The following is a 12,409-nucleotide window of genomic DNA, read 5'->3' as shown; positions in this document are numbered from 1 at the left end:
AGGAGCTGACAAGGGCTGTGGACAAGTTCATCCGGCACACGGGAATCGGTGCCCCGCTGCGGCGCAGTGCCGTCGACACCGACCAGATCATTCCAGCGGTCTACCTCAAGCGCATCACGCGTACAGGCTTCGATGACGCCCTGTTCGCCTCCTGGCGTGCCGGTGAGCCCGACTTCATCCTCAACCAGGAGGCCTACAAGCGGGCCTCGGTGCTCGTGGCGGGTCCTGACTTCGGCACGGGTTCCTCGCGTGAGCACGCCGTGTGGGCGCTCAAGGACTACGGGTTCAAGGTCGTCCTGGCTCCACGTTTCGCCGACATCTTCCGTGGCAACGCCGGCAAGCAAGGGCTGGTGGCCGGGATCGTGACCCAGGAGGACTGCGAGCAGCTGTGGAAGATCCTTGAGACCGAGCCGGGCACCGAGGTGACGGTGGATCTGGAGAACCGCACGGTCGAGGCCGGCTCCTTCCGCTGCGCCTTCGCCATCGACGATTACGTGCGGTGGATTCTCATGGAGGGGCTCGACGACATCTCCCTGACCCTCACTCAGGAGGACGCCATCCGCAGCTATGAGGAGGCGCGTCCGACCTTCAAGCCACGCACCCTTCCGGCCAAGCACCTACCCGCCCAGGAAGTCGTCTCGGCCAGGGCCGCGGAGATGCCTCAGCCCTGAGAATCACTGGCGCCTGCCGGAGCCGTTCCGATCTGTCCAGGTCGCGGTGGCTTCGTTGGATTTCATTGGAGTTTCCACGGGTCTTCTATATATTGATCGGGATCCTCTGTGAGTCGAAGGCCACCTGAAGCGGACCTGAAAACGGTCCTGCCGAGCCCGCCGGTGCGCTTATGCTGGGACGGCCTCGCGCGCCCGCGCGAGGGTGGGTACCCGGCTCACGCGCACGGCATGCCCAGATGATGTCATGGAGGTGCGCATGGTCGACGGTCTGCTCCAGGTCGAGGGTGGTCGCCCGCTGACTGGTGAGATCACCGTCCGCGGAGCCAAGAACCTGGTTCCCAAGGCGATGGTGGCGGCCCTGCTGGGGTCATCCCCCTCGGTGCTGCGCAACGTCCCCCTCATCCGGGATGTCGACGTGGTCTCGGGGCTGCTGAGCCTGCACGGAGTGAGCATCGACTACGACCAGCGTGAGGGCGTCCTCCAGCTGGACTCCTCCAAGGTCGAGTCCGCACACATGGCCGATATCGACGCGCACGCCGGCTCCTCGCGCATTCCGATCCTCTTCTGCGGCCCGCTCCTGCACCGCCTAGGGGAGGCCTTCATCCCCGACCTGGGCGGCTGCCGCATCGGCGACCGCCCCATCGACTTCCACCTGGAGATCCTGCGCCAGTTCGGCGCCACTGTCGACAAGCAGGCCCAGGGTATTCGGCTGACGGCGCCGGATGGCCTCAACGGCACGGTCATCGAGCTGCCTTACCCCTCAGTCGGCGCCACCGAGCAGACCCTGCTCACCGCCGTGCGTGCCCGCGGGCTGACCGAGCTGCGCAACGCCGCCGTCGAGCCCGAGATCATGGACCTGGTCGATGTCCTGCAGAAGATGGGTGCCATCATCTCGGTGGACACCGACCGCACCATCCACGTCGAGGGCGTTGACGAGCTGTGCGGCTACACCCACTCGGCCCTGCCGGACCGTATCGAGGCCGCCTCCTGGGCCTCGGCCGCCCTGGCCACCCGTGGGGACGTGTTCGTACGCGGCGCCCACCAGAGCCACATGACCACCTTCCTCAATACCTTCCGCAAGGTGGGCGGGGCCTTCGACGTCACTGACGAGGGCATCCGCTTCTACCACTCCGGAGGAGACCTGAGCTCGATCGTGGTGGAGACCAATGTCCACCCCGGCTTCATGACCGACTGGCAGCAGCCTCTCGTCGTGGCGCTCACCCAGGCCCAGGGCCTGTCCATCGTCCATGAGACCGTCTATGAGAACCGCTTCGGATTCACCGGTGCGCTCCGCAAGATGGGGGCCACCATCCAGGTGTACCGCGAGTGCCTGGGTGGGACCGAGTGCCGCTTCGGACAGCGTAACTTCTACCACTCCGCGGTCATCTCCGGGCCCACGCCCCTGACCGGGGCCGATATCGTCGTGCCCGACCTGCGTGGTGGGTTCTCCCACCTCATTGCGGCCCTGACCGCCGAGGGCACCAGCCGGGTCGAGGGCGTCAACCTCATCGACCGCGGCTACGAGCACTTCATGTCCAAGCTCGAGTCCCTCAACGCCGCCGTCACTCGTCTGGCCTGACCGGGTCCGGCGCGGTCGGCTGCGCGTCGGCGATGTCGGGGCGCGCGAGCGGGGCCCGGATACGGCACCGAGAACCTCGCTCGGCCCTGAGAGCGGATAGAGTTCGTTCGTGCCTGCAACACGCCCCATGACTCCGTTCTACCGCTTCGCCGCGCGCGGGGCGATCATCCCGTTCCTCAAGATGGTCTCCAAGCAGAAGGTGACCGGCCTGGAGAACATCCCCCGTGAGGGCGGCTTCATCGCCGTGGCCAACCACCTGACCGACCTCGACTCGCTCACGGCCATGCGCGCGCTGGTGGATGCCGACGTCCCCGTCTACTCCCTGGCCAAGTCCACCCTGTTCAAGGTACCGGTCCTCGGCTCCATCCTGCGCGCCGGTGGCCAGATCCCGGTCCAGCGGGGCACTCAGAACGCGGCCACGGCTCTCAGCGCCGCCAGTGACGTCCTGGCCGACGGCGGAGCCATCATGATCTTCCCCGAGGGCACGCTCTCCCGTGACCCCCTCAAGTGGCCGATGGTCGCCAAGACCGGGGCGGCCAGGCTGGCCATGACCAGCGGGGCGCCCGTTCTGCCGATGGGGCAGTGGGGGGCCCACGAGATCCTGGACACCTACGGGCGCTCCTTCCACCCCTTCCCGCGCAAGGACGTGCGTGTCACCATCGGTGACCTCATGGATCTGTCCCGATTCGGCTCGGACACCCAGGACCGTGAGGCCGTGCGCGCCTGCACCGCTGAGATCATGCGGGCCATCACCACTCTGGTCGAGGAGCTCCGGGGTGAGAAGGCTCCCCGGCCCTTCGACCTGCACTACGACGGCGACCCCGGCAAGGGCAGGATCGGCGTGCGCCGTCCCGATCCCTTGCCCGAGGCCAACACTCAGGAGGACGGTCAGTGAGCGGAGTCGAGCGCGCAGCGAACACGCCGGTGCGGCGGGCTGCCGTCATCGGTTCGGGTGCCTGGGGCACCACCTTCGCCAGTCTCCTGGCGCAGGCCGGCACCCCGACGACCATCTGGGCGCGGCGTCGAGAAGTGGCCGACGAGATCAACGCCGGGACCAACGAGCGCTATGTCCCCGGCCACCGCCTGCCATCGGGACTGGAGGCCACCACCGACCTGACCGGAGCCGTCAAGGGGGCCGGCGTCGTCGTCGTGGCCGTGCCCTCCCAGGAGGCCAGGGGGGTCCTGGAACCCGTCCGAAGCACGCTGGCTGATGACGCCGTGGTCGTCTCCCTCATGAAGGGCATCGAGCTGGGCACCGGGCTGCGGATGAGCGAGGTCCTGGCCGAGGTCCTGGACATCGACCGCTCCCGCGTCGTCGTCGTCTCCGGGCCCAACCTCGCCGACGAGATCGCTGCGGGGCAGCCCACCGCCACCGTGGTGGCCGCCGATGACGAACAGGTCGCGGCCCGGATCGCCTCCCTGTGTGCCACCGGGACCTTCCGTCCCTACACGAACACCGACGTCCTGGGCGTCGAGCTGTGCGGAGCGGTCAAGAACGTCATCGCTCTGGCCGTCGGTGCCGCTGCCGGCCGGGGCCTGGGAGACAACTCCAAGGCCACGATCATCACCCGGGGTCTGGTGGAGATCACCCGCCTGGGGCTGGAGCTCGGCGCCCGCCCCGAGACCTTCTCCGGGCTGGCCGGCATGGGGGACCTGGTGGCCACCTGCTCCTCGCCCCTGAGCCGCAACCAGACCTTCGGCCGTCACCTCGGCGAGGGCATGAGCGTGGCCGAGGCCGCCGCAGCCTCCCGGGGCGTGGCCGAGGGCGCCAAGTCCGCCCGCGCCGTCCTGGACCTGGCCCGCTCGCACGGGGTGGACATGCCGATCACCACCGGCGTCGTCGCCGTCGTCGAGGGCGCCGCCAGCGTCGCTCAGGTGACGGACACGCTTCTGGCGCGCCCTCGGAAGGCCGAGGGCGTGCACGCAACGCCCTCGGAGGGGTAGAACGGATCGGCCCCGTGCTCCGGACCGGATGACTCAGCTGTGGGCGATGTCGACGACCAGGCGCGTGGGGTTGGTGAGGCTGAAGATGCGGTAGGTCTTTGAGCCGGTGCCCACGACCACCTGGAACTCACCCTCGAAGCCGGGGTCGATGTAGGCCGCGTCGATGCTTCTGTCATCGTTCGCCGAGTCATCGAGCGTGACTTTCCGATGACCGCTCACCCTCTGCCCGTCCGGAGGGACAGCGGCGACGCCAGAGCCCCGGATCACCATCGTGTGAGTCCCCTCGACCTCGATCGGGTCTCCCTTGCCCATGGTCGAGGCCGGCACATCCCACTGCGGCTGGCTCCAACCGGGCGCACCCTGACCATCGAACTCCACCACGAACCGGCTGTAACCCTCATCCGGATGGTTCCCGATCCTGACGTCGGCGACCGTCAGCGTGCTGTCCTCGGCCGCCTGCTGGCCCTGGGAGCCGGATCCCCAGTCCGGTACGTCGGAGCTGTTGTGGCTCGGGTGGACGGGCGGTGTCGTGCCCGTGGCCGCCGGAGCCGCTTCCGGTGGCCCGGTACTGGAGGATGTGGAGGTCTGGGAGGCGGACGGCGACGAGGTGCTCAATGAGCAGGCGCTTAGTGCCAGGGCCGCACTGAGCAGCATGGCGAGTGATGCGATGGAGCGGCAGTGCATCAGGCAGTGCATCATTGCCTCACTTCCACAGGGCGCCACCAGAGCGACGGGGACGCCGGGTTTGTTCCGAGTTGTCCGTGCGTTAACAGCATAAAGGGACCTGCGCGGTAGCGTGGGACTATGACAGACCTCCAGGAAACCGGCCCCTCCGTTCCCAGTCCCGACAAGTCCAAGGTGCGCGTCGCCGTCGTCTTCGGCGGCCGCAGCGGTGAGCACACGATCTCCTGCGCCACCGCCGCCGGGGTCCTGTCAGCCATCGATCGCGATCGCTACGAGGTCCTTCCCGTGGGCATCACACCCGAGGGCCAGTGGGTGCTCGTTGAGGACGACCCGGCCGCCCTCGAGCTGAGTGACAGCCGGCCGCCGGTGACGATCACCGCCGACGGGCTGGGGCAAGGCGTCCTCACCGCTCCGCTGGGAGGCGGTGAGCTCACCGTGCTCGGCCCCACGGGTCCCCGGGTGCTCGGCCAGGTCGACGTCGTCCTGCCGCTCCTGCACGGACCCTACGGTGAGGACGGGACGATCCAGGGCATGCTGGAGATGATGAGCGTGCCCTACGTCGGCTGCGGTGTGCTGGCCAGCGCCGCGGGCATGGACAAGCAGGTCACCAAGGTGCTCCTGGGTGCCGCCGGTATCGCCACGGCCCCGCACGTCGTCGTCGGCCCCCATGCCTGGAAGCGCGATCCCGAGGCGATCCTCACCGCCTGCCAGTCCCTGAGTTATCCCCTGTTCGTCAAGCCCTCCCGTGCCGGATCGTCCCTGGGCATCAGCAAGGTCGAGCGTCCCGAGGACCTGCCCGATGCCATCGAGGCGGCCCGCGCCGTCGACCCCAAGGTCCTCGTGGAGAGCGGCATCGTAGGACGCGAGGTCGAGGTCGCCGTCCTTCAGGGCCGTGGCGACGACGCCCCTCGGGTGGCTGAGCCCGGCGAGATCGCCATGGATACCTCCCAGGGGGCCGGCGAGTTCTACGACTTCGAGACGAAGTACCTCGCTCACGACGCCGTCGCCATGGTCTGCCCGGCGCGCATCGGCCCCGAGGAGCGTGCGCTCATCATGGATACCGCCGCTCGGGCCTTCGAGGCCGTCGGCTGCGAGGGCTTGGCCCGAGTCGACTTCTTCCTCACCGAGACCGGCGAGGCGGTCGTCAACGAGATCAACACCATGCCCGGCTTCACCCCCTTCTCCATGTACCCCTACATGTGGCAGGTCTCCGGCCTGGGGTACACCGACCTGGTCTCCGAGCTCATCGAGCTGGCCCGGGTCCGTTCCACCGATGTCAATCGCTGATCCGGCTCCTCCCGGCGGCCGGGCCATGCGGGTCGGGGACCTCAGCGAGGAGGAGCTCCTCGCCGTCATTACCCCGCTCCTGCCGCGTGGCCCGCAGACCCCGGTCGGCACCGGGGACGACTGCGCCGTCCTGTCCTTCCCCGACGCGCGCACGGCGGTGAGCACCGATGTCCTGGTCGAGGGGCACCACTTCCGCACCGAGTGGTCCACAGGGCGCGACGTCGGCGCGCGGGCCGCCGCCCAGAACCTCGCCGACGCCGCCGCCATGGGAGCCCGCCCGGTTGCGCTCGTCATCGGTCTCGTCATGCCGCCGACGACCCCGGTGGCCTGGGTGCGGGACTTCGCGCAGGGACTGGCGCAGGGCTGCGAGCCCTGCGGCGCCGGCGTCGTGGGCGGCGACCTCAGCGGCGGTGAGTCCCTGGTCGTGGCCGTCACGGTCCTGGGTGATCTCGAGGGCCGGGCACCGGTCCTGCGAAGCGGTGCCCGGCCCGGTGACCTGGTCGTCCACGCCGGAACCCTGGGGCGCAGTGCGGCCGGGCTGGCGCTGCTCAGTGCCGGACCGCGGGTCATGGCCGGTCTCGAGCGGGCTGAGGACGTGCCTCAGGTGCGAGACTGCCTGGCCGCCTTCCGCGCGCCCAGCCCGGCCCTGGCGGCCGGTCCGGCCCTGGCGGCCGCCGGCGCCACCTCCATGATGGATGTCTCCGACGGGCTGCTGCGTGATGCCGGACGGATCGCACGGGCCAGTGGCGTCGTCATCGGCCTGGACGATCCGGACGATCTGCCTGATACGTCCTTCCTTGAGCCTGTCGCGGCGCTGGTGGCCGACGACGCGGGACCGGCAGCGCGCGCCCTGGCCCGCAGCTGGCTGCTCACCGGGGGAGAGGACCACGGGATGCTCGCCACCTTCCCGGCAGACGCAGCAGAGCGTCTACCGGAGGGCGTCCGGGTCATCGGTCGTGTCCTGGACCTCGAGGCCCCGCAGTCTCGCGCTCTGGGACATCGACCGGGTGTCCTCCTGGGAGGAGAACCGGCTCAGGAGAGCGCCGGCTGGGACCACTTCGCCGGGGGATGAGCCGCCTGGGGTCTGTCTCAGGTCGCTGCCCTGGGACAGCGCGTGCGCAGGATCATGACAGGCGCATGACAAAGGCCGCCGGCTGCGAATGCAGCGGCGGCCTCACGCTCGAAGGACTCGAGGTAATGCGTCAGATGTTGCGCGTCACCTTGCCGGCCTTGAGGCAGGACGTGCACACGTTGAGGCGCTTGGGGGCGCCGTTGACGAGAGCACGCACACGCTGGATGTTGGGGTTCCACCGGCGGTTGGTCCGCACGTGGGAGTGCGAGACGCTCTTGCCGAAGATGGGGCCCTTGCCGCAAACGTCGCACACAGCAGCCACGGTCTCACTCCTGATCTTCAATGCTTCAACGCTCAGGTCGGTGCCTGGCGCCAGGTCTTACCGCCCAAGCGCGGAGCGTTGGGCAACCCGAGAACAATAGCGGACCGATTGGCGCCGTCCCAAGCCGCGGGGGCGTGGGTTCGGGCACACGCCGGCCTGACCGGGGGTGTGTGGTCCGTTGTGAACGTGTTCGATCTCACCGTATGGCGAACGTTTGCCCTCGCGGGTGCGGTGGTAGGCGGTTTGACCAGCGTGTCAGTGGTTCGGGCACCTAATCGGCTCTCTGTCGCCCAGAACAGGCCGTTGTGGACGGTTCCCGCTCCGGTGGGAGGAATGTGTGCGGGCGGGTACTCTGAAACCATCATCAATCCAGAGGCTCGGCCTCACCGTCAACCAGGCTCGCTGAACGCCAGCACATATGCAGATCATGCAGTGGAACAGAAGGTGTTCGCAGCGTGAGATGCACGGTGTGGTGGTCGTAGCCGGGACCCAGGGGAGGCGAAGATGGCGCAGTCGCAAGGACACCGCCCCGCTACCCCTGTCTCCGGGGCCCGTGTGCTGCACGGTCCCGCAGTGCGGCGCTGGATCGCGCTGGCAGAGATCGTCGCCGATCAGACACGCGATCTCGTCGACGTCCTCAACGTCTTCCCCGTGCCGGATGCCGATACGGGAACCAATGTCCTGCTCACCCTGCGCTCGGCCTCCGACGCTCTTCACCGCCTGGGGTGGGCCGCCGACGCCGCGCAGGTGGCACGGGCTGCAGCCGATGGCGCTGTGCGTGGCGCGCGCGGAAACTCGGGCCTTCTGGTCTCCCAGGCTCTGGCTGCCTTCGCCGACGTCTGCGCAGACACCCCCGACCCCGCCGGCCTGCGCCCCGTTGAGCTCGTGCACGCCTACGAGACCATGGCGGACACCACGTGGGCCGCGGTCTCGCGCCCCGTGGCGGGCACCCTGCTGTCGGTGGCCAGGGACGCCGCCACGGCCGCCCGCGCCGCCCTGGAAGAGGCGACGGCGAGCTCGCCGGCGACCCTGAGCGTCATCGCCGCCGCCGCCGCATTCGGGTCCCAGGAATCCGTCGTCGAGACCGCGGGCCTCGGACACGGACCGGTGGATGCCGGGGGAGCGGCCTTCATGCTGCTGCTGACCTGCCTGTCGGACACCATCGACGCGGTCCAGGACGCAGACCCCGGGGCGGCTCCGGAGCTGCGTCAGGGCGACGAGGACGCCGACGAGCACGCCCCGTATACGGCCGTCGCCCGCCAGATGCTCACCGATCTGGCCAAGGGCGGGGTTCCGCACGGCGTCGGCCCCGAGCCGCTGGGCATGTCCACCGGCGAGTTCGAGGTCATGTACCTGCTGGAGGCCACCGCGGTCCAGGCCGGCCAGCTGCGTCGCGACCTGGAGCTCATCGGTGACTCCGTGGGAGTCGTCGGCACCCCGGACGCTTTGGGTGTGGGCCTTTACCAGGTCCACGTCCACACCGACACACCGCGGGCGGCCCTGCCCCATGCAGGCCGCGCCCGCCAGATCTGCATCCACCACCTCCACCCCACCGCCCTGGTGGCCTCCACCGATGAGCCCCCGTCCCCGTGGGGCGCGCTCGACTCCGATCCCATGGGCCACGTGGTCTCCTTCGAGCGCCTGGCCGCCCGCCGGGCTGAGCGCAAGGCCAAGTCGGTGCGAATGCATCCCTCCCAGGCAGCCGTGCCCCAGCCCGCTCCGGTGGAGGGACCTCGCCTGGCCGCCCGCTCGCGGGAGGCGGGGGTCGGGGTCATCGCCTGCACCCGGGCCCCCGGGCTCATCGAGCAGCTCGCCCGTTCCGACGCCGCCGTTGTCCTCGATCCTGACCGGGAGGGGATCGCCCGTGCCGCTGCGGACCTGGGGTCCTCCCAGGTCATCGTGCTGCCCTGTGACGCCGCCTGCACTGAGGCGGCCCACGATGCCGCCCGCTTCCTGGCGGCCCGCTCCGCCGTCTCCACCGTCCGTCCTCCGGTCGGGAAGCGGAACGCAGGAGCCGCTCGTGAGACCGCTCGCGCCGGGATGCAGGCGGCGGCTCCGTCGGAGCGCTACAAGTCCGAGGGCATTCAGCTCCTCGTGTGCGACACCGATGACGAGGCCCGGGTCCTTGCAGCCACCGTCGCCCTGGCCGGACGGAGCGAGGAGGATGAGCTGGCCGATCTGGCCCGCCGCGCCTGGAGCGCCGCAGCAGGTCTGCGCACCATCGCCCTCAATGGGGCCCAGGCCGACGCCGACGCCGTGGCCCATGCCGTGGCATCGGCTCTGCGGCCCTCCGACGAGCTGCTGACCGTCATCACCGGTCGCAACGCCGGCCGTGACGTCGGGGCCCTGGCCGCGAGCGCAGCGGTGGGCGCCCGAGGGCAGGTACTCGGTGAGGATGTGGAGGTAGCCGTCCACGCGGGTGGCCAGGAGCGCCCGGACGTCCTCATCGCCATCGAGTAGTGGCACGGTAGGCCCCTCAACGTCACAGGACAGTCGTCGGCATAGGGTGGGTACCGTGCCCAGCTCGCCTGATCGCTCGACCCACGCGCCTCGTCCCGGCAGCGTCGGGCTCCTCGGGCGTCCCGTGACCCGGTTCGTGGGTAAGCGCACCGCCGCCCAGCTCGCCAAGCAGGGGGTGGAGACGGGGGGCGACCTACTGCGCCTTCTGCCCCGGCGTTACGACACCTGGGGGGACCTCACCGACATGCGCACGCTCGTCAAGGGCGAGCAGGCCACTATCCAGGCCCAGATCGTGCGGGCATCCTCCCGCCGCACGCGTTCGGGCCGGGCGCCGGCCCTCATGGAGGCCACCGTCACCGACGGCGTCTCGACCATGGACGTCGTCCAGTTCGGCGCGGCGGGCCAGATGCGCGCCCGCGCCACCCAGCTTGCCCCCGGAACCACTGTTCTCATGAGCGGCAAGGTGGGGCTCCACCGTGGACGCAGGCAGTTGTCCAACCCGCGCCTGTACGTCCTTGACGAGCTTGACGAGGCCGAGCGCGAGGCCCTCCTGGCCCGTCCCATGCCCATCTACCCGGGCACGGAGGCCCTCCCGTCCTGGTCGGTGGGCAAGGCGGTGCGGACCGTGCTGGACCAGCTGGAACCGGGAGACGTCCCCGACCCCCTGCCCGAGGACCTGCGGCGCCAGGCCGGACTCATCGACGCCTACACCGCCTACCGGTGGGTCCACCGACCCGATGACGCCCACCAGTGGAAGGCCGCCCGTACCCGGCTGCGCCACGAGGAGGCCCTTGTCCTGCAGGTGGCCCTGGCTCAGCGGCGGGCGCACCACGAGGCGACCCGGACGGCGGTTGCCTGGCCCGAGCCGGAGGCGACCGGATCCCTTCGAGCCGACCTCGATGCCGCACTGCCCTATGACCTGACTGCCGGGCAGGTGCGAGTCGGGCAGGAGATCACCACCGACCTGGCTCGCACCGTCCCCATGCAGCGCCTCCTCCAGGGCGACGTGGGCAGCGGCAAGACCCTTGTAGCCCTGCGTGCCATGCTCCAGGTGGTCGGAGGTGGCGGTCAGGCGGCCCTGCTGGCTCCCACCGAGGTGCTCGCCGCCCAGCACCACTCCTCCCTCGAGGCGGTTCTCGGCCCCCTGGGCCGCCTGGGGATGCTCGGTGGCGCCGAGCGCGCCACCCGGGTCCATCTGCTGACCGGCTCCACCCCGGCGGCCCAGCGCCGCCGGGTCCTGGCCGACCTGGCCGCGGGCGAGCCGGCCATCGTCGTGGGAACCCACGCCCTGCTGTCGGAGACGGTGCAGATCCCCTTCCTCGGACTGGTCGTCGTCGACGAGCAGCATCGCTTCGGTGTCGCTCAGCGCGATGCCCTGCGTGAGCGCGGCGGTGTCACCGACCCGGTCACCGGTCAGCGTCACACCCCCCACCTGCTGGTCATGACCGCCACCCCGATCCCGCGCACTGTCGCCATGACGGTCTTCGGCGACCTGGTCACCTCCGTCCTGGACGAGCTGCCCGCCGGGCGCAGTCCCGTGACCACCCACCTGGTCCCGTGGTCACGCACCTCCTGGGTCGAGGGCATCTGGCGGCGCGCCGCCAAGGAGGTCGCCGCCGGAGGGCGCGTTTACGTCGTGTGCCCACGGATCGAGGGGGGAGACGACGAGCCCCAGCAGGGGGATGCAGCCGCTTCTGATGCAGACATCGATGACGAACGGGCCTCAGGGCTGCTTGCGCTCGAGGAACCCGCCTCGCGTCCCGACCGTCCGCTGGCCTCCGTCGGGGAGTGGAGGCAGCGGCTGGAGGCCGAGCCCGCCCTGGAGGGCATCGGCGTCGGAGTCCTCACCGGCCGCATGAGCAGCGAGGACAAGGCCTCCGCCATGATGGGATTCGCCTCGGGTGCTACTCCCATCCTGGTGTCCACCACCGTCATCGAGGTGGGGGTGGACGTGCCCGAGGCCTCCATGATGGTCATCCTGGACGCCGACCGCTTCGGCCTGTCCCAGCTCCACCAGTTGCGGGGGCGGGTCGGACGCGGTGACCGGGAGTCGGTCTGTGTGGCGGTCACCGGCGTGGAGGTCGGTACCACCGCCTTCCACCGGCTCAAGGCCTTCGCCTCCACCACGGACGGATTTGCCCTGGCTGAGGCCGATCTCGACCTGCGCAGCGAGGGTGACGTCCTGGGGGCCTCACAGTCGGGGCGCACCTCCGGCCTGGACCTGCTGCGCGTGACCCGCGACGCCCGGCTCATCGCCACCGCCCGGCGCCAGGCCGAGCGGATCGTGGACGACGATCCGCAGCTGCGCGAGCACCGGGACCTGGCCGCGGCGATCGTTGAGCGCCTTGACGAGGAGGCTCAGGCCTTCCTTGAAAGAGCGTGACAGGTCG

10 protein-coding genes are annotated in these 12,409 nt (G+C 70.0%); 8 read left to right on the top strand and 2 right to left on the bottom strand.

Going from position 1 to position 12,409, the window contains the following annotated elements; genetic code table 11:
* Window positions 1-17 precede the first annotated feature (17 nt).
* From leuD to BKH33_RS03925, 4 genes are all read left to right on the top strand, one after another.
* On the top strand, window positions 18-671 hold the full coding sequence (leuD, locus tag BKH33_RS03940; protein ID WP_003783424.1) for a 3-isopropylmalate dehydratase small subunit: 654 nt from the start codon (window positions 18-20) through the stop codon (window positions 669-671).
* 256 nt (window positions 672-927) lie between these two features.
* On the top strand, window positions 928-2,250 hold the full coding sequence (gene murA, locus BKH33_RS03935) for a UDP-N-acetylglucosamine 1-carboxyvinyltransferase (RefSeq protein WP_043539411.1): 1,323 nt from the start codon (window positions 928-930) through the stop codon (window positions 2,248-2,250).
* A gap of 127 nt (window positions 2,251-2,377) precedes the next feature.
* On the top strand, window positions 2,378-3,145 hold the full coding sequence (locus BKH33_RS03930; RefSeq protein WP_043539404.1) for a lysophospholipid acyltransferase family protein: 768 nt from the start codon (window positions 2,378-2,380) through the stop codon (window positions 3,143-3,145).
* Complete coding sequence (locus BKH33_RS03925; RefSeq protein ID WP_076071187.1) at window positions 3,142-4,194, top strand: NAD(P)H-dependent glycerol-3-phosphate dehydrogenase; 1,053 nt, start codon at window positions 3,142-3,144, stop codon at window positions 4,192-4,194. The genes BKH33_RS03930 and BKH33_RS03925 overlap by 4 nt, the downstream gene beginning before the upstream one ends.
* A gap of 33 nt (window positions 4,195-4,227) precedes the next feature.
* Here BKH33_RS03925 and BKH33_RS03920 read toward each other — a convergent pair whose 3' ends face one another.
* Window positions 4,228-4,878, bottom strand: coding sequence for an AMIN-like domain-containing (lipo)protein (locus BKH33_RS03920; protein WP_003783450.1), 651 nt, complete (start codon window positions 4,876-4,878; stop codon window positions 4,228-4,230).
* Between the two features lie 120 nt (window positions 4,879-4,998).
* On the opposite strand from BKH33_RS03920, the gene BKH33_RS03915 reads away from it, so the two are divergent.
* A complete protein-coding gene (locus BKH33_RS03915; protein ID WP_003783426.1) occupies window positions 4,999-6,165 on the top strand; it encodes a D-alanine--D-alanine ligase family protein in 1,167 nt (388 codons plus the stop codon).
* Complete coding sequence (locus BKH33_RS03910; RefSeq protein ID WP_076081061.1) at window positions 6,152-7,237, top strand: thiamine-phosphate kinase; 1,086 nt, start codon at window positions 6,152-6,154, stop codon at window positions 7,235-7,237. The genes BKH33_RS03915 and BKH33_RS03910 overlap by 14 nt, the downstream gene beginning before the upstream one ends.
* 130 nt (window positions 7,238-7,367) lie before the next feature.
* Here BKH33_RS03910 and rpmB read toward each other — a convergent pair whose 3' ends face one another.
* Entirely contained in the window at window positions 7,368-7,559 is a 192-nt protein-coding gene (gene rpmB, locus BKH33_RS03905) for a 50S ribosomal protein L28 (protein WP_003785965.1), read from the bottom strand.
* A gap of 504 nt (window positions 7,560-8,063) precedes the next feature.
* Between rpmB and BKH33_RS03900 the strand changes: the two genes are divergently transcribed.
* Complete coding sequence (locus BKH33_RS03900) at window positions 8,064-10,019, top strand: DAK2 domain-containing protein (protein ID WP_076142563.1); 1,956 nt, start codon at window positions 8,064-8,066, stop codon at window positions 10,017-10,019.
* A gap of 124 nt (window positions 10,020-10,143) precedes the next feature.
* On the top strand, window positions 10,144-12,402 hold the full coding sequence (locus BKH33_RS03895) for an ATP-dependent DNA helicase RecG (RefSeq protein ID WP_003781583.1): 2,259 nt from the start codon (window positions 10,144-10,146) through the stop codon (window positions 12,400-12,402).
* Window positions 12,403-12,409: the final 7 nt, after the last annotated feature.

The organism is Actinomyces naeslundii (genome assembly GCF_001956585.1).
Lineage (GTDB): Bacteria > Actinomycetota > Actinomycetes > Actinomycetales > Actinomycetaceae > Actinomyces > Actinomyces naeslundii.
This window is presented reverse-complemented; position numbering and strand designations above follow the sequence as displayed.

Excerpts from the sequence above, each read along its gene's own strand:
- murA (WP_043539411.1), top strand. The coding sequence starts at position 928 with ATGGTCGACGGTCTGCTCCAGGTCGAGGGTGGTCGCCCGCTGACTGGT.
- BKH33_RS03930 (WP_043539404.1), top strand. The coding sequence starts at position 2,378 with ATGACTCCGTTCTACCGCTTCGCCGCGCGCGGGGCGATCATCCCGTTC.
- BKH33_RS03920 (WP_003783450.1), bottom strand. The coding sequence starts at position 4,878 with ATGCACTGCCGCTCCATCGCATCACTCGCCATGCTGCTCAGTGCGGCC.
- BKH33_RS03915 (WP_003783426.1), top strand. The coding sequence starts at position 4,999 with ATGACAGACCTCCAGGAAACCGGCCCCTCCGTTCCCAGTCCCGACAAG.
- BKH33_RS03910 (WP_076081061.1), top strand. The coding sequence starts at position 6,152 with ATGTCAATCGCTGATCCGGCTCCTCCCGGCGGCCGGGCCATGCGGGTC.
- BKH33_RS03900 (WP_076142563.1), top strand. The coding sequence starts at position 8,064 with ATGGCGCAGTCGCAAGGACACCGCCCCGCTACCCCTGTCTCCGGGGCC.